We start from the raw sequence: 15000 nt of genomic DNA on the forward strand, positions 1-15000 counted from the left end.
AAGAATTACAATATTCTCTTAAAGCAAATAGGAAGGATGTCACTTATAATAGAAATGGAAAAAACAAGCGGAGGAGTGGAAAAATGAACTGGAGCACGAAAGTGACGAACCTGTTAGGAATACAATACCCGATTATCCAGGGAGGGCTCGCGTATCTTGCCTATTCTGAGCTTGCAGCCGCAGTTTCAAATGCAGGTGGGCTAGGGCAGATCACGGCGATGTCCCTTCCCGATCCTGAGGCGCTAAGAAAAGAAATACATAAAGTGAAAGAGCTTACTGACCAGCCATTTGGAGTAAATTTTGCGATCGGACAGCATGGAAGATCTTTTTCCCGTTTTTTGGATGTCGCCATTGATGAGGGTGTGCCGGTCATCTCGATGACAGGAGGCAACCCGGCACCCATTTTTGAACAATTAAAAGGAACCAATGCAAAAAAACTTGTCCTAGTCGCTGCTAAAAGGCAGGCACAGAAAGCAGAAGAGCTCGGTGCAGATGCTGTGATCGTGGTCGGGCAGGAAGGCGGGGGGCATCTTGGGAAGAGTGATATCGGCACAATGGTGTTAATCCCAGCTGTAGTAGATGCCGTCCGCATCCCAGTTATCGCTTCAGGGGGAATTGGAGATGGAAGAGGATTGATGGCAGCACTAAGTCTGGGCGCGCAAGGAATTGAAATGGGAACGCGTTTTATTGCCACAAAGGAATGCGTCCATGCGAACGAGTTATACAAGCAAAGGTTAATAGAAGGAACCGAGAATGATACGATCGTGATAAAAAGAACACTGGGCATGCCAGCAAGAGCGATTGTCAATCCATTAACAGAAAAGATCCTCGAAATAGAGAAGCAAGGTGGAGGATATGATGAATTGAAGGAACTGATCAGTGGAGCGGCAAACCGTAAATACATTTATGAAGGAGACAAGGAGAATGGTTTAGGCTGGGCTGGCCAGGTGATGGGCTTGATTAAAGATTCTCCTTCAGTCGCTGAGCTTTTCGATAGGATGATAAAAGAAGCAGAAGCAATCAGAACAGTTTTTGGAAAATGAACTTCCGCTCCGCTTGCTCTTGCTGTAAAATAACGATACAATCGATTAACAAACGAGACTGACAGGGAAGTAAACCTGGTACAGTGAAAAAGCAGGTGAGCCGATGGAATACCAATATCCAATTGATTACACATGGTCAACCGATGAAATGGTCGACGTCATCCACTTTTACGAGTGCATTGAAAAAGCTTATGAAAAAGGGATCGATCGCGACACTCTGTTGCAAGCTTACAGACGTTTTAAGGAGATCGTCCCGCAAAAAGCAGAAGAAAAGAAGCTCTTCAAGGATTTTGAAGAAGTAAGCGGGTATGTATCATACGAGGCCATTAAAGAAATGAAACAAAATGAGAGCGGTCAAAAGATAAAAGTCGCACCGAAAAGATAATCGAGTGGAAACCAAGAAAGAGCCCAAGAAAAAATGGGCTCTTTCTTGCATAAGATCGTTTTTCAGGCGTTTTTCTTGGTTTAAGCGATTTTATATAGGGGTAATGTTTCTTTAAATACAAACTCTATTTTCGAAAGCAGTTCCTTCCCACTTAACTTGATAGCTTCCTCGCGTGGAATGGTTAATCCACAAAGGATTTCTGCTTTTTTTACAGTTTGGAGACGCTTGAACATCGACAGAAGTTCTTCTTTGGAAAGTTCGCTATGCTGGATGGCTTCTGGCTTCATATGATCGCTGGACCAAAAGAAATTGTTTGGAGTACGAGTAAAAATGGATTCAAGATCCTGCTCCAGTTTTTTTCCGATGGCCGCCTTTGCAGGAGCTTCGTAAATCACCGCGAACCAGACAAATACATGTGTTTCCCAGAGGCCAATCTGGAAATGTGGCTGCATTTTATATCCTCTTGGATTGCTGGAAAAAGCGACCCAAGTATCCTTAGGAGGATTCTTTGTTCTTCTAGCATGTTTGGCGACATGAACATGCATTTCTTCCCCGGCCATAGTGGAAAGCGTTGGGCCGAAGTGCTGGCCAAGTTGATCTAGCTTTGGGCGAATCTGGGATTTTAAGGCCTCCATACGTTCATCGAGACCATCGATTTGAAAAACATCGAAATCTGCTTGTTCGAATCCTTGAAATGTCAATTTAAAAACCTCCTAGTCCTTTGTCGAATATTGTAGCAAAAGTGTATGAAAAATTGAAGCGAATGGCCTTTTCGGAGACCTGGGTAAACGCACATATTTGTACCATTGGCAAATGCTATTTCATAAAATGAATAAAAATCGAAAAGAATCGAGGAGGGAAAATAAATGAAACAACTCATAAATTCAACAAGAATAAAAAATGGTGAGCTACAGCGAACAGCTGTCCTCCGTTTGGAAATGGATTATGAATTAGCGACACTTTTTGAGGCGATGGAAGACTCCGATAAACCGAAAATGATGGAATGCAAACAGAAACTGGAAAGAATTAGACAAGAACTAGTACGTTTAGAGGCTTTATAATCAGGGAAACTCAACAATACTGCCCCCTTTTCCGAACTCCTTTTAAGCTAATGGAGTTCGTTTTTTCTGGTTCTGAGCTCATGTATTCGCTTGACAAGGGAAATCCTAATACTTGATGAAAGGGAAGCAAATCCGATAAGCTATAAAAGATTCCTCAAAAAATGAAAAAATGAATCGAGGGAAATGGAATGGAATGGAACTTAAAAGAAATCGATACATACGCAAAAAAGTGGATCAGAGAAGCTGGCGATCATATCAGGGCTTCCTTTTCAAAGACGTTGAATGTGACCTCTAAGTCGAATCCAAATGATCTTGTGACGGATCTAGACAAGGCAACAGAGCAATTTTTTATCAAAAAAATCAAAGAAACATACCCTGACCATAAAATAATCGGTGAAGAAGGCTATGGAGATAATGTTACCGACCTGACAGGAACAGTCTGGATCATAGACCCGATCGATGGAACGATGAATTTTGTCCATCAGCAGCGGAACTTTGCGATTTCAATCGGAATTTATTTTGATGGGGAAGGATTGATCGGCCTCATTTATGATGTCGTCCATGATGAGCTTTACCATTGTATAAAAGGCAATGGCGTTTATTTAAACGAAAAGCCCATTCCGAAACTGACGGAAGCAAAGATCAGCGAAGCAATCATTGCGCTTAACGCTACATGGGTAGCGCCAAATAAACGGATCGATCATCAATTGCTGCTACCCCTCGTAAAAGATGTTAGAGGAACCAGATCATATGGTTCAGCAGCGATGGAAATGGTTTATGTCGCTACTGGGAGAATTGATGCTTATATAACTCCACGGCTAGCACCATGGGATATTGCAGCAGGAATCATCATGATCAAGGAACTAGGCGGCAAGGCAACCAACCTCAGAGGGGAAGAAGTGGATATACTGAAACAGAATTCCTTGTTTGCTGCAAAACCTGGGCTTCACGGTTATATTTTGCGAAACTACTTAAAGGATGGAAAATGGTGAACCTCGTTTGTGTCGATATGGCGGAGATCGAATTCCTTCTTATTCCATCCAATCCAAATATTAACATTTTTAATCGCCAGGAAATAGGTAATGAGAACCAGTGTATTTTGCACTGGTTTCTTTATTGTAGGTGATGGGGGGGAAATCGGGTTATTTTGACAGGTTTGGGGTGGCGGAGCGAAAAGTTGTCAAGAAAGCATGGTTATTTTGACAGGTTTGGGATGGCGGAACGAAAAGTTGTCAAGAAAGCGTGGTTAATTTGACAGGTTTGGGGTAGGGGAAGGAAAAGTTGTCAAGAAACTGCCGTCGAGTTGCTTGTCTAGTGTCGCTGCCCAGAATGCAGAAACTTCAACTGCATTTCTGGGCAGCCGTTTTAATTTTTCGTTTCGGTCAGCCCTCCGAGGCACAGGACATGGGTTATAGAAGACGGCAGCGCTTGTCGGGGCTGAACAAGGACTTGCGTTTTTCTTGCTTAAAGCTCTCCTGCTTCTCTCATCTTCTTTTTTTTCTTAAAGCCGAATCCCATAACAAGCACGAGTGCGATGGCACAGCCGATCGCTCCGGCAGCGCTTCTTTCTGCGATTGCAATACCGATACCGATCATGCATGAAGCGGCCGCAAATGCGAAAAATAGTAATGGCCATTTAATCTGCTGCAAATTGATTCCTCCCATTCGACTATGATACAAATAATAATATATTTTATTGTACATTAAAATGCGTATCGGTTTCTACTTTAATTGTGATATAATATATAAGTTATGTAAAAAGCCAATAGATAAATTTATTAAAGGCAGGGTGACTTTGTTGAAATTAAGAGATGATATTAGAAATATAGCGATCATTGCCCACGTTGACCACGGGAAAACTACTTTGGTTGACCAGCTTCTAAAGCAATCAGGCACATTCCGTATTAATGAGCATGTCGAAGAGCGTGCAATGGATTCAAATGATTTGGAAAGAGAACGAGGAATTACCATCCTCGCGAAAAATACAGCTATTTCCTATAATGATACACGAATTAATATTTTAGATACACCTGGACATGCTGACTTTGGCGGCGAGGTAGAGCGTATCATGAAAATGGTGGACGGCGTCTTGCTAGTTGTTGATGCCTACGAGGGTTGCATGCCGCAAACGCGCTTTGTTTTAAAGAAAGCACTGGAACAGCATTTAACACCAATTGTTGTTGTAAATAAGATTGATCGCGATTTTGCGCGACCTTCAGAAGTTGTGGATGAAGTACTGGACTTGTTCATCGAACTTGGAGCAGATGAAGATCAGCTTGAGTTCCCAGTTGTATATGCATCTGCGATCAATGGAACAGCGAGCCTGGACCCTGAAAAACAGGATGAGGACATGAAGGCCTTGTATGAGTCAATCATTGACCATATCCCTGCTCCAATTGATAATCGAGACGAGCCTCTTCAATTCCAGGTAGCACTTCTTGATTACAACGACTATGTCGGCAGAATCGGAATCGGACGTGTTTTCCGCGGTACGATGAATGTAGGCCAGCAGGTAGCGCTAATGAAGCTTGACGGATCTGTAAAACAATTTCGAGTTACGAAGATTTTTGGTTTCTTCGGCCTAAAACGTCAGGAAATCCAGGAAGCTCATGCAGGTGAACTTATAGCATTATCCGGAATGGAAGACATTAATGTCGGAGAAACAGTATGTCCTTTCGATCATCAGGATCCACTGCCTATTTTACGGATTGATGAACCAACCCTTCAAATGACCTTCCTTGTCAATAACAGTCCCTTTGCAGGCCGTGAGGGAAAATACTTGACTTCGAGGAAAATTGAAGAAAGACTTCGTGCACAGCTTCAAACGGACGTGAGTTTAAGAGTAGACAATACCGATTCACCTGATGCCTGGATTGTTTCAGGCCGTGGAGAATTGCACCTGTCGATCTTGATTGAAAATATGCGCCGTGAAGGCTATGAACTGCAAGTATCAAAGCCAGAAGTTATAGTAAGGGTAATTGATGGAGTAAGATGTGAACCAGTAGAGCGAGTTCAAATTGATGTACCAGAAGAACACACAGGATCCATCATGGAATCGATCGGTGCACGCAAAGGCGAAATGCTTGATATGATTAATAGTGGAAGCGGCCAGGTTCGCTTGATCTTCAATGTGCCAGCGCGCGGACTTATCGGATACACAACAGAATTCTTAACGTTGACACGCGGATATGGTATCATTAATCATACATTCGACAGCTATCAGCCAATGCTTCAAGGCCAGGTAGGCGGACGTCGTCAAGGAGTGCTAGTGTCAATGGAGTCCGGCAAGTCATCTACTTACGGAATCATGCAGGTAGAGGATCGCGGAACGATTTTCGTAGATCCAGGGACTGAAATTTATGAAGGCATGATCGTTGGCGAGCACACACGTGAAAATGATATCACCGTTAATATCACGAAGGTAAAGGCAGCAACGAATATTCGTTCTGCAAATAAAGACCAAACTTCTGTCATCAAGAAACCAAGAATTATGACTCTTGAAGAATCATTAGAATACTTGAACGATGATGAGTATTGCGAAGTTACACCAGAATCAATCAGACTCCGCAAAAAAATACTTGATAAGAACGAGCGTGAAAGACATGCCAAAAAGAAGAAATTCGCTGATGCTTAAGTAAGTAGGGGGAAGAAGGATGGATGTAAGCCAGAGATTATCATTTTTTGCAGCGTTATTCAGGGTAGATGACAATCCGACAGTTGGAATGTGGATGCTATATCTCACCATTGCCGCTTTGAGCATCCTCGTTTACAAACTTGGATTCGCACAGAAGCTGCCGGTACTTAAAAGTATTATCATCTACGTATTTTTATTACTGGGCTCTACCGTTCTGACCTTCCTTGCTATTTTTCTTCCTATCACGGAAGGACTTGTCGTTGCTGCGCTCATCCTGATCATATACAAACTCAGGCTGCGCGAGCATAAAAAAACAGAAGCAAATCTTAAATAGGAGTTGAGGATATGAAGTCACTCCAGGATGCTATTTATAATTGGCTGACCATTAAAATTGTCAGCGATGCCCGTCCAGACGATACTGCAGCCGCAGATACTACCCAATTGTTCGAGCAGATTCTTGCCGATGAACATCATGTTGACTCAAAAGAGCTAAAACGGGACGCTCTGATGTATTATGTTACAGTTGTGCAAGATGGAAACACAAAAGAGTACCGTTTTCCGCGTGACCTGATCGAAGTAATGCTTGATCAAATCAGCCAGGAACCCGATAAATATATCACCTATCCAGTAGAAGACTAAAAAATCCGCCAAATGCTTGGCGGATTTTTGCTTTAAATCTGTTCCTGGGTCTCATACGAGGCTTCACTCAAAATCACCAGTCATCTTTTTCTACTCGGCTGCGATATAATTTGAAATTTCCAGTCGCAATTCGGTTGTTGGTTTTTTCGGCGATACGCTCATGGCAGATTTCACACATATATGTATGGATCGGGCGGTTACGAAGCCTTTTCGCCTGGAGGGTGTCACTGTTGATATTTTCGATTTTGTCGCATAATACACACTTGACTCTCATACTTGCACCTCTTATCAATCGTTAGCTTCCCTAGCCTATTTGAGTTTGGATTATATTATAGTATATCATTGTTTACAGCCGGTAAAAGGGGAATCGTTTGATTTGCCCCAAAATAACGGTTCGTAGTACTATTATGATAGGTTAAGGAGGATGGATATGGCAAATCAAGTAGAACCTAAGCTAATTAAACCATTGGTCGATATACTTCAAAAAGAACGTTTTGTCACCTTGGCGACAGTGGATCATGAAACCGGCGGTCCAAATGTCAGCGCAATTTCATGGGTGTTTGCAAAGGACGAAGAGACCATTTATTTCGCAATCGATAAGCGCTCTCGAATCATCGAGAACATAAAAACCAATAACAAGGTGGTCATGAACCTGATTGCGAATGAATCTACCTATTCAATCAGTGGAACAGCAAGCATCAAGCAGGAAAAACTTGAAGGAGTCCCGTTGAAGCTGGCGTTGGTTGAGATCCATATCAACGAAGTCAGGGATGTCATGTTCTATGGCTCGAAAATCGTCGCAGAACCTCAATATGACAAGACATATGATAAGGATGCAGCAGCACGTCTCGATAAGCAAGTAATGGAAGCCATGAAAAAAGCTTAGTCAATTGACTAAGCTTTTTTCATGGCTATTTATGGTAGTTCGATTGTTTCTGCTGATCCTTTTCCAGCTGTTTTTTCTCGCCCTGGTCCAGTCTCTTTTTCGGTTCTTCCGTTGGACTCTTCGTTTGTGGATCGATCATGTCTGCGGGAACCTCTGGCATGACTCTTCCGGTGATATCCGCTAATTCATTAAGGATTCCCATGATGGGCTGTCCACTTTGAATATCTTTTCCGATTTCCTTTAATCTTGCAGTGATGTCCGGGTCAGCGACAACCATTGCGGTGGCACCATCCGGATCTTTTTTTAATGCCTCGGCAACTGTATACTTAACCGTATCCACTTCTGACCGCTCCATATTATCGTTTACATCGATTCCGACTATAGCATAACGGCCAATTACTACTGCAGCAGCATCATCTACATCTGGAATAGTGGTTGTCAAATTTACTAGGTGACGCGAAATCTTCTGTCCGGATTGGCGGTCAACCCCTTCAACTGTACTATTCTGCACCTTTACCCTCTGATTATTGTCGTTATCATTTGCCCTATTTTGCCCATTGCATGCCGTCAACAGCAAAACTAACGAAATTGCTGTAATGAATTTTAACATCATGAAATCCCTCCGGATCGTTATTCTGCAAAATCCCGTTAAAAGAAGTGCTCAAAGGTTATTGTGCGAAATATCTTCTATCTTTATTCAGAAAGTCATATATTTTACCAAAGTCCCGGTCAAGGCTGTTAACTAGGCCGAAGTCGAGATCAAGAAGGCGGGAGGCATCAATTTGAGTAAAATATACGTACTGGATACAAACGTCTTACTACAGGATCCGCATGCGATTTTTTCGTTTCAAGACAATGAAGTTGTCATACCTGCTGTTGTTTTGGAGGAAGTGGATTCAAAGAAAAGATATATGGATGAGATAGGGCGTAATGCACGCCATGTTTCAAGGCTGATAGATGGGATGAGAGAAACAGGTAAGCTCCATGAAAAAATCAATCTGGAGGGAGGTGGGACGCTGAGAATCGAACTGAACCATCGATCCTTCCACCAACTGCAGGAAATATTTGTTGAAAATACCAATGACAATCGAATATTGGCAGTCGCTAAAAACCTCAGCCTTGAAGAAGATACGAAAGAGAATGGCAAGACAGTAATTCTTGTCAGCAAAGACGCGTTAGTCCGGGTAAAAGCAGATGCAATAGGATTAGTCGCAGAGGATTTCTTGAGCGACAGGGTAGTTGAAATGGACCATCTTTATTCCGGCTATGCAGAAATATACTTAGAAATTGAATTGCTAAACCGTTTTTATGAAAAAGGAGAAGTGGATATCTCTGAATTAAACGGTCAAAATTTTTTTTATCCTAATCAGTTTGTGATCATGAAAGACATACTAGGAAGTTCTGCATCCGCAATCGGGATGATCGATCCTAAGAAGAAAAAAGTAAAAAAACTTGTTTTTGAGCATGAGGGGAAACAAATTTGGGGAATCAGACCGAGAAATGTTCAGCAAATCATGGCCATGGAATTGCTGTTACGGCAAGACATGCCTTTGATTACATTGATCGGCCGTGCAGGCACAGGCAAAACGCTGCTTGCATTGGCAACCGGTTTGCTTCAGACGGAAGACTTGAACCTTTTTAATAAGCTGCTTGTCGCAAGGCCGATTGTGCCTGTCGGCAAGGATCTTGGCTTTTTACCAGGCGAAAAACAGGAAAAGCTCAGGCCATGGATGCAGCCAATTTATGACAATCTAGAGTACCTATTCAATACGAAAAAACCTGGTGAACTCGATGCAATCCTCGCAGGAATGGGGTCAATCGAGGTCGAAGCCCTTACCTATATTAGAGGAAGAAGTATACCGGATCAGTTCATTATTATTGATGAAGCACAAAATCTAACCAAACATGAGGTGAAAACGATCTTGACGAGGGTTGGGGAGCGAAGCAAAATTGTTCTGATGGGTGATCCTGATCAGATTGATCATCCGTACCTAGATGCATATAACAACGGGTTGACATATGTTGTGGAGAAGTTCAAGGACCAGCAAATTTCTGGTCATATACAGCTCGTTAAAGGAGAAAGATCGCCTCTAGCCCAGTTGGCTGCTGATCTATTGAAATAAGCGTAAGTACCAAACAAAATGTAAAAAAACGGGCATCCGATTGGATGTCCGCTTTTGTCTCTTTTCATCATTCGACAATAAAGCCGGAAACATTTTTTATTGGATGATCTTTATTGGACCCGTCCTGGTAATATACATGCACTGGTCCATCTTCTCTTAATGGTTTGCCGTCCTTTGAAAAACCAAGGATGATCCCGTAAGCCTCTTCGATAGAAAGAACTGCCTGCTCGTTTTCACCGTACTCAATTACCACATTTTTTGCCCCTGATTCGGGTTCAGCGTTTTTAAGAAATGGTTGGAAAGGGATGCCGAATGTACCTGTTAAGACTTTTTCTTTCTCGAATTTCACTTCCGTTTTAAGCGTTGGCGGATAAACAGCCCCCTCCATAATTTCTCGGTCCCATTGGTTGGATATTGCTTTTGTGTACCTTTCAATCGCATCTTCGTTTTCTTGTTTTTTGGTAAAATATGTATTTAAATCTGCTTTTCTGTCATCGAAAATCCATACGCCAGGGTCTAAAGTGATGTTAAATTTGACTTTACCTCGAATAAAAATAATGGATTCCATAATTTCCTCCTGACTAGATCGGTATTTTTACACACGCTTTTCTCAAAGAATAAGAAGGTTTAAATTTCTTTGAGAATTGTCTAGCTCCAGCGCCTAGCCCCTCGAGTCGCTGTTCTAGTGTCGCCTCCTAGAAACTCCGAAACTTCAACTCCTCCGGCAGAAGCAAAAATCGTTTCTTCCGGAGGAGTCTCCAGTTTCTGCGTTTCTGGGCAGTCGGCTATACTTTTCTTCTTCGGTCCGCCCAATGAAGTCAAAGAACGACTTCATTGGGCGGCCCTCCAGTGCTTGTCGGGGCTGATCAAGGCGCTTGCGCTTTTCTCATTATACCGATAATTGGAAGGAAAGTCATTTAAGCTTTTCTGAAAGAGATTTCCGTTCATTCTACATCCTTAATATTCTTGCATTTTTGTCCGCATAAGGGTAAACTTTATTAAAGGATTGGGTAATCGCTCGGAAACGGGGGGATGAAATTGGCGTCTGATATGATTATTAACCATCAGGAAAGAGCCCATGCCTTATTAAAGGCTGACGCTGATAAAATTTTAAGGCTGATCAAAGTGCAAATGGATAACCTGACAATGCCTCAATGCCCTCTTTATGAAGAGGTTTTAGATACGCAAATGTTCGGTTTATCAAGAGAGATAGACTTTGCAGTGAGACTCGGCTTAATCGAAGTTTCAGAAGGGAAAGTAATTCTTGCCCAGTTGGAAAGAGAACTTTCTATTTTACACGAAGCTTCGTTAAAAAAATAAATCCAAAAAACTCAAACAAACCTCGGCGGATGTTTGAGTTTTTTTGTTAATTATGAAATGATAAAATTAATAACTTTTCGTTAAAGGAAGGCAGGATTTTTTAACTTGTAGTAGAATAGATAAAACAACTTAGAAGATGGAGAAGAGACAATGTTTAAAAAAATACTGAAATCCTATGACTATTCATTGATCATTGTTGTCGTGCTCTTATGTTTGTTCGGACTGGTCATGGTTTACAGTGCCAGCATGGTCACCGCCATTCAAAGGTATGACTATCCAAGTGATTTTTTCTTTCAAAAACAAAAGTTTAATTTATTAATAGCAGCTGTTTTGTTTATCCTTGCAGCGTTATTCCCCTATAAGGCAATGAAAAGCACTCGGCTATTGCTGCCGATGGTCACCTTTATCCTCGTAGGACTGAGTGCATTGTTTTTATTCGGGAAAGTGACGAACAATGCGTTAAGCTGGTTTGAGCTTGGGGCAAGGAGCCTTCAGCCATCGGAATTTGCCAAATTGAGCGTTATTATTTATCTATCGGCGGTTTATGCTAAGAAACAGGCATATATAAACCAATTCAATAAGGGAGTAGTACCGCCACTTGTTTATTTAATCTTGGTTTGCATGCTGGTTGCGATCCAGCCGGATTTCGGTACTGCGGCGATTATTTTTGCGATTGCAGCGACAATTATCATTTCTTCTGGAATGAATCTAAAAAATATCACTAAGCTGATTTTCTTCGGATTAGCATTCTTGGCTCCATTTGTGATATTTCTGCAAGATGAAATTTTTTCCAAAACAAGAATAGGCAGATTTACGGCATACAGCAACCCGTTTATGGATGAACAAAATACTGGTTACCATCTGGCCAACTCATACTACGCAATTGGTTCTGGTGGGATAAAAGGTCTTGGCCTTGGGGAAAGTGTGCAAAAGCTAGGCTATCTTCCTGAACCGCACACTGATTTCATCATTGCCATCATTTCTGAGGAACTTGGAATTTTCGGGGTAGGCTTCGTATTGCTGAGCCTTGCTTTCATCGTCTTAAAAGGCATCCATATAAGTCTTAAATGTAAAGATCCTTTCGGGAGTTTGCTTGCCATTGGAATTTCGAGCATGATTGGGATCCAGTCATTTGTCAATCTGGGTGGTGCGTCTGGTGTCATCCCGTTAACAGGGGTGCCGCTGCCTTTTGTCAGTTATGGAGGTTCTTCGATGATTCAGCTCGCAATCGCGACCGGTATTTTAGTCAATATCTCCATGTTTGTTCATTATGAAGAAAAACACAAGAAAGACAAAGTATCCCAGCAGAAACCTTCCGCTGCAATGGGAAACCAGAATACCTTTAAGTTCAGGACATAATGAAATAAACAAAATAAAAAGCTGCAGCTTTGGCTGCAGCTTTTTATTTTACGGATGCTGGCGATAAGTCGATGACAGAATGTTTTTGAGCTCCTTGTTCATTCTTCTTGCTTCGGGAAACTAGCAGCAGGAAGTAACTGAATACACCAAACAACATTGAGATAAAGAAGGCGTGTCCAAGCGCAATATACAAATTCAATCTTGTATAGATAATTAAAGCACCGGCAATAACCTGCAAAGAAACGAGGATCATGGAAATAATCCATCCCCAGTAAAGTACTCTTTCATGCTGGTAATGTTTTACGGTAATATAGGTTACATACGCGATCCATACAAAAATGAATCCCGCGGCAGCTCTGTGGCCCATCTGTACCCATTCGTATATATTGGCAGGAAGGAAGGAACCACCATTGGTACACAATGGCCAATCCTTACAAACAAGGCTAGCGTGCGTATGTCTGACTAGGGCACCGGTGTAAACGACAAGATAACTGTAGACGGACAGTCCGATAATATGGAATCTCATTCTTTTATCAATCACTAATTTTTCTGCCGCAAACTTTTTATCAACCTCAAAGATAAGTAAGGTCAACAATAAAACAGATGCAAAAGAAATGAGCGAAATGCCAAAATGGAGGGCAAGAACAAAACCGGATTGTCCCCAGACAACAGCTGCTGCGCCGATCAAGGCCTGCAGTACTAAAAAGAAAAAGGATAAAATGGCCAGAAATTTCGTTTCGCGGATATGTCCGATCGTTTTCCATGTCCAGATCGATAAAATCAGTACCATGAAGCCGACACTTCCAGATATCACTCTGTGTGCTAGCTCAATGACCAACGCTGGTGTTATATCTGTCGGGACTAATTCCCCATTGCAAAGCGGCCAGGATCTTCCACATCCCATTCCGGATTCCGTTTTGGTTACCAGTGCTCCCCCGAGTAATACAAATAGCATCCCGATTGTGGTTAAGACAGCCAGCCACTTGAGGAAACGATTCATGATCATCACCTGCTCATTCAAAGTTTGATGAATTGTCAAAAAATACATTTGACATGTATAATGAAAGTAACTTGCCGAACTATTTAAAATTCTATTTCAATAATAACGAAGTTTCGTGAAAAAGAATAGAAAACAATACTTTAGATACTACACAATAGAAAGGTTTTTATCAATACCGATATTCTGGCAGCTTTTGCGGCTTGTATAGGAAGAGTGTAATTAGCGCCGAAAAGGGTACCTAACAACAGGTGTTTGCCTACGTTAAGAATATTATCCAAGAATAGGCAATCACAGGTATTTATAGCCTAATTGCTAACCATTCCAAGTGTAGGTAAAATTCCTTGCAATAAAAATAAACTTTATGGATAATGGCGGTAGGACACAAATTAGTCATACTTTATTCAAAAAAAGTTCACAAAAAAGGGGTGAAGTGTGATTTAATAGACAATAAAGGGTTTATTTTTCTACACAAACATTTAACAGTCTTAACACGTTGATAATAGTGAAAACTATTTGGAATAGTAAGTTAACAATACGCTTCTTTTTGAGAAAAATTCGCAGCTGGAATTTGGAAGAAAAGGGGATGGAGGAGGATATGGATGTCTAATTCGAAAGCTTTATCAGAAGCTGTTTTGAAGAGCGGACAGCCAGCTGTGGAGAAGACACTGCTGAAAGACTTTCTTGCGCTTATTAAAGTAGGCATTGTTAATTCTAATGCAATGACCACTTTTACTGGATTATGGCTTGCCATTCACTTTAGTGGCGCCCGTTTCCTGGATAATATTGATTTAATTTTTGCGACTCTGATCGGTTCATCCTTAATCGTTGCCGGTTCATGCAGCCTGAATAACTATATTGATCGAGATATCGACCATTTGATGGAGCGGACAAAAGACCGTCCAACGGTTACCGGAAAATTCCAGCCAGGTAAAGTGGCGCTGATGAGTTTCCTGCTGATCGGAATCGGTACTGCATTTTTGTTTACGACTACGATAACTGCTGCTGTTATCGGCTTGTTTGGAGTTTTTAGTTATGTAGTGCTTTATACTTTGTGGTCAAAGCGACAATATGTTTCCAACACAATAGTCGGGAGTATTTCAGGTGCGATACCACCGTTAATTGGCTGGGCGGCAATCGATGCCAACCTTGATTTAATGGCTTGGATGCTTTTTGCCATCGTTTTTGTTTGGCAGCCTCCTCATTTCTATGCTCTAGCCATGAGAAGAGCAGAAGAATATCGCGCCGCTGGTATCCCGATGCTTCCTGTCGTAAAGGGATTCAAAGCGACAAAGAAATCCATTTACCTTTGGATCGCAGCTTTATTGCCATTGCCGTTTTTCCTCCAGGAGCTTGGAATCTCATTTTTGATTCTGGCAACTACCCTGAATGTAGGATGGATTGTGTTGGGGATCTATCTGGAAAAGCTTAAAGATGATATCAAATGGGCAAAACTGATGTTTGTATATTCTTTACAATACTTAACGGTGCTATTTGTCGCTATGGTAATTGTCACACTCATCTAACCTTCGTTAGGAGATTCTCTCTTTTAA

The 15000-nt window shown here is 41.7% G+C and carries 18 protein-coding genes; 12 read left to right on the plus strand and 6 right to left on the minus strand.

Going from position 1 to position 15000, the window contains the following annotated elements:
* The first annotated feature begins 83 nt into the window (after nt 1-83).
* Together J2S25_RS14760 and J2S25_RS14765 are read left to right on the plus strand one after the other, a co-directional pair.
* Entirely contained in the window at nt 84-1043 is a 960-nt protein-coding gene (locus J2S25_RS14760) for an NAD(P)H-dependent flavin oxidoreductase (RefSeq protein WP_044395023.1), read from the plus strand.
* Between the two features lie 103 nt (nt 1044-1146).
* Nucleotides 1147-1428: a UPF0223 family protein gene (locus J2S25_RS14765; RefSeq protein ID WP_044395025.1), complete on the plus strand. Its 282-nt coding sequence runs from the start codon at nt 1147-1149 to the stop codon at nt 1426-1428.
* A gap of 80 nt (nt 1429-1508) precedes the next feature.
* Here the strand turns inward: J2S25_RS14765 and J2S25_RS14770 are convergent, their stop codons facing one another.
* Complete coding sequence (locus J2S25_RS14770) at nt 1509-2129, minus strand: YktB family protein (protein ID WP_044395027.1); 621 nt, start codon at nt 2127-2129, stop codon at nt 1509-1511.
* A 165-nt stretch (nt 2130-2294) separates the two neighbouring features.
* On the opposite strand from J2S25_RS14770, the gene J2S25_RS14775 reads away from it, so the two are divergent.
* A complete protein-coding gene (locus tag J2S25_RS14775; RefSeq protein ID WP_307192268.1) occupies nt 2295-2489 on the plus strand; it encodes a YkzI domain-containing protein in 195 nt (64 codons plus the stop codon).
* A 188-nt stretch (nt 2490-2677) separates the two neighbouring features.
* Nucleotides 2678-3481 carry an inositol monophosphatase family protein gene (locus tag J2S25_RS14780; RefSeq protein ID WP_044395031.1) on the plus strand — a complete coding sequence of 268 codons (804 nt, stop codon included), beginning with the start codon at nt 2678-2680 and terminating at the stop codon, nt 3479-3481.
* Between the two features lie 472 nt (nt 3482-3953).
* Here J2S25_RS14780 and J2S25_RS14785 read toward each other — a convergent pair whose 3' ends face one another.
* Nucleotides 3954-4139 carry a DUF5325 family protein gene (locus J2S25_RS14785; RefSeq protein WP_044395036.1) on the minus strand — a complete coding sequence of 62 codons (186 nt, stop codon included), beginning with the start codon at nt 4137-4139 and terminating at the stop codon, nt 3954-3956.
* Between the two features lie 148 nt (nt 4140-4287).
* On the opposite strand from J2S25_RS14785, the gene typA reads away from it, so the two are divergent.
* From typA to J2S25_RS14800, 3 genes are read left to right on the plus strand one after another with little or no spacing between them, the layout of a single operon-like run.
* The gene (gene typA, locus J2S25_RS14790) at nt 4288-6123 is read left to right on the plus strand and encodes a translational GTPase TypA (RefSeq protein WP_044395039.1); all 1836 of its coding nucleotides are present in this window, start codon (nt 4288-4290) and stop codon (nt 6121-6123) included.
* 19 nt (nt 6124-6142) lie between these two features.
* Nucleotides 6143-6457, plus strand: a complete 315-nt coding sequence (locus J2S25_RS14795; protein WP_044395042.1) for a YlaH-like family protein — start codon at nt 6143-6145, stop codon at nt 6455-6457.
* An 11-nt stretch (nt 6458-6468) separates the two neighbouring features.
* Nucleotides 6469-6762: a hypothetical protein gene (locus J2S25_RS14800; RefSeq protein WP_044395044.1), complete on the plus strand. Its 294-nt coding sequence runs from the start codon at nt 6469-6471 to the stop codon at nt 6760-6762.
* Nucleotides 6763-6835: 73 nt separating this feature from the next.
* On the opposite strand, the gene J2S25_RS14805 is transcribed toward J2S25_RS14800, so the two are convergent.
* Nucleotides 6836-7036, minus strand: coding sequence for a YlaI family protein (locus J2S25_RS14805; protein ID WP_044395046.1), 201 nt, complete (start codon nt 7034-7036; stop codon nt 6836-6838).
* Nucleotides 7037-7192: 156 nt separating this feature from the next.
* On the opposite strand from J2S25_RS14805, the gene J2S25_RS14810 reads away from it, so the two are divergent.
* Nucleotides 7193-7648, plus strand: coding sequence for a pyridoxamine 5'-phosphate oxidase family protein (locus J2S25_RS14810; RefSeq protein WP_044395048.1), 456 nt, complete (start codon nt 7193-7195; stop codon nt 7646-7648).
* A 25-nt stretch (nt 7649-7673) separates the two neighbouring features.
* On the opposite strand, the gene J2S25_RS14815 is transcribed toward J2S25_RS14810, so the two are convergent.
* A complete protein-coding gene (locus tag J2S25_RS14815) occupies nt 7674-8261 on the minus strand; it encodes a YhcN/YlaJ family sporulation lipoprotein (RefSeq protein WP_044395050.1) in 588 nt (195 codons plus the stop codon).
* A gap of 169 nt (nt 8262-8430) precedes the next feature.
* On the opposite strand from J2S25_RS14815, the gene J2S25_RS14820 reads away from it, so the two are divergent.
* Nucleotides 8431-9771, plus strand: a complete 1341-nt coding sequence (locus J2S25_RS14820; RefSeq protein WP_044395052.1) for a PhoH family protein — start codon at nt 8431-8433, stop codon at nt 9769-9771.
* Nucleotides 9772-9838: 67 nt separating this feature from the next.
* On the opposite strand, the gene J2S25_RS14825 is transcribed toward J2S25_RS14820, so the two are convergent.
* A complete protein-coding gene (locus tag J2S25_RS14825; RefSeq protein ID WP_307192269.1) occupies nt 9839-10339 on the minus strand; it encodes a peptidyl-prolyl cis-trans isomerase in 501 nt (166 codons plus the stop codon).
* Between the two features lie 470 nt (nt 10340-10809).
* Between J2S25_RS14825 and J2S25_RS14830 the strand changes: the two genes are divergently transcribed.
* Both J2S25_RS14830 and J2S25_RS14835 read left to right on the plus strand, forming a co-directional pair.
* On the plus strand, nt 10810-11091 hold the full coding sequence (locus tag J2S25_RS14830; protein WP_044391526.1) for an Fpa/YlaN family protein: 282 nt from the start codon (nt 10810-10812) through the stop codon (nt 11089-11091).
* A gap of 150 nt (nt 11092-11241) precedes the next feature.
* Entirely contained in the window at nt 11242-12450 is a 1209-nt protein-coding gene (locus J2S25_RS14835) for an FtsW/RodA/SpoVE family cell cycle protein (protein WP_044391528.1), read from the plus strand.
* Between the two features lie 43 nt (nt 12451-12493).
* Here the strand turns inward: J2S25_RS14835 and J2S25_RS14840 are convergent, their stop codons facing one another.
* A complete protein-coding gene (locus J2S25_RS14840) occupies nt 12494-13450 on the minus strand; it encodes a COX15/CtaA family protein (protein ID WP_044391530.1) in 957 nt (318 codons plus the stop codon).
* Between the two features lie 599 nt (nt 13451-14049).
* Between J2S25_RS14840 and cyoE the strand changes: the two genes are divergently transcribed.
* The gene (cyoE, locus tag J2S25_RS14845; RefSeq protein WP_044391532.1) at nt 14050-14973 is read left to right on the plus strand and encodes a heme o synthase; all 924 of its coding nucleotides are present in this window, start codon (nt 14050-14052) and stop codon (nt 14971-14973) included.
* Nucleotides 14974-15000 lie beyond the last annotated feature (27 nt).

Origin of the sequence: Mesobacillus stamsii (assembly GCF_030814065.1) — a bacterium.
In the GTDB taxonomy this organism is placed as follows: domain Bacteria; phylum Bacillota; class Bacilli; order Bacillales; family Cytobacillaceae; genus Mesobacillus; species Mesobacillus stamsii.

What these genes read in the sequence shown, in the direction of transcription:
- J2S25_RS14795 (WP_044395042.1), top strand. Translation starts at nt 6,143, where the DNA reads ATGGATGTAAGCCAGAGATTATCATTTTTTGCAGCGTTATTCAGGGTA.
- J2S25_RS14805 (WP_044395046.1), bottom strand. Translation starts at nt 7,036, where the DNA reads ATGAGAGTCAAGTGTGTATTATGCGACAAAATCGAAAATATCAACAGT.
- J2S25_RS14780 (WP_044395031.1), top strand. Translation starts at nt 2,678, where the DNA reads ATGGAATGGAACTTAAAAGAAATCGATACATACGCAAAAAAGTGGATC.
- J2S25_RS14775 (WP_307192268.1), top strand. Translation starts at nt 2,295, where the DNA reads ATGAAACAACTCATAAATTCAACAAGAATAAAAAATGGTGAGCTACAG.
- J2S25_RS14765 (WP_044395025.1), top strand. Translation starts at nt 1,147, where the DNA reads ATGGAATACCAATATCCAATTGATTACACATGGTCAACCGATGAAATG.
- J2S25_RS14815 (WP_044395050.1), bottom strand. Translation starts at nt 8,261, where the DNA reads ATGATGTTAAAATTCATTACAGCAATTTCGTTAGTTTTGCTGTTGACG.
- J2S25_RS14810 (WP_044395048.1), top strand. Translation starts at nt 7,193, where the DNA reads ATGGCAAATCAAGTAGAACCTAAGCTAATTAAACCATTGGTCGATATA.
- J2S25_RS14760 (WP_044395023.1), top strand. Translation starts at nt 84, where the DNA reads ATGAACTGGAGCACGAAAGTGACGAACCTGTTAGGAATACAATACCCG.
- J2S25_RS14825 (WP_307192269.1), bottom strand. Translation starts at nt 10,339, where the DNA reads ATGGAATCCATTATTTTTATTCGAGGTAAAGTCAAATTTAACATCACT.
- cyoE (WP_044391532.1), top strand. Translation starts at nt 14,050, where the DNA reads ATGTCTAATTCGAAAGCTTTATCAGAAGCTGTTTTGAAGAGCGGACAG.
- J2S25_RS14835 (WP_044391528.1), top strand. Translation starts at nt 11,242, where the DNA reads ATGTTTAAAAAAATACTGAAATCCTATGACTATTCATTGATCATTGTT.
- J2S25_RS14800 (WP_044395044.1), top strand. Translation starts at nt 6,469, where the DNA reads ATGAAGTCACTCCAGGATGCTATTTATAATTGGCTGACCATTAAAATT.
- J2S25_RS14840 (WP_044391530.1), bottom strand. Translation starts at nt 13,450, where the DNA reads ATGAATCGTTTCCTCAAGTGGCTGGCTGTCTTAACCACAATCGGGATG.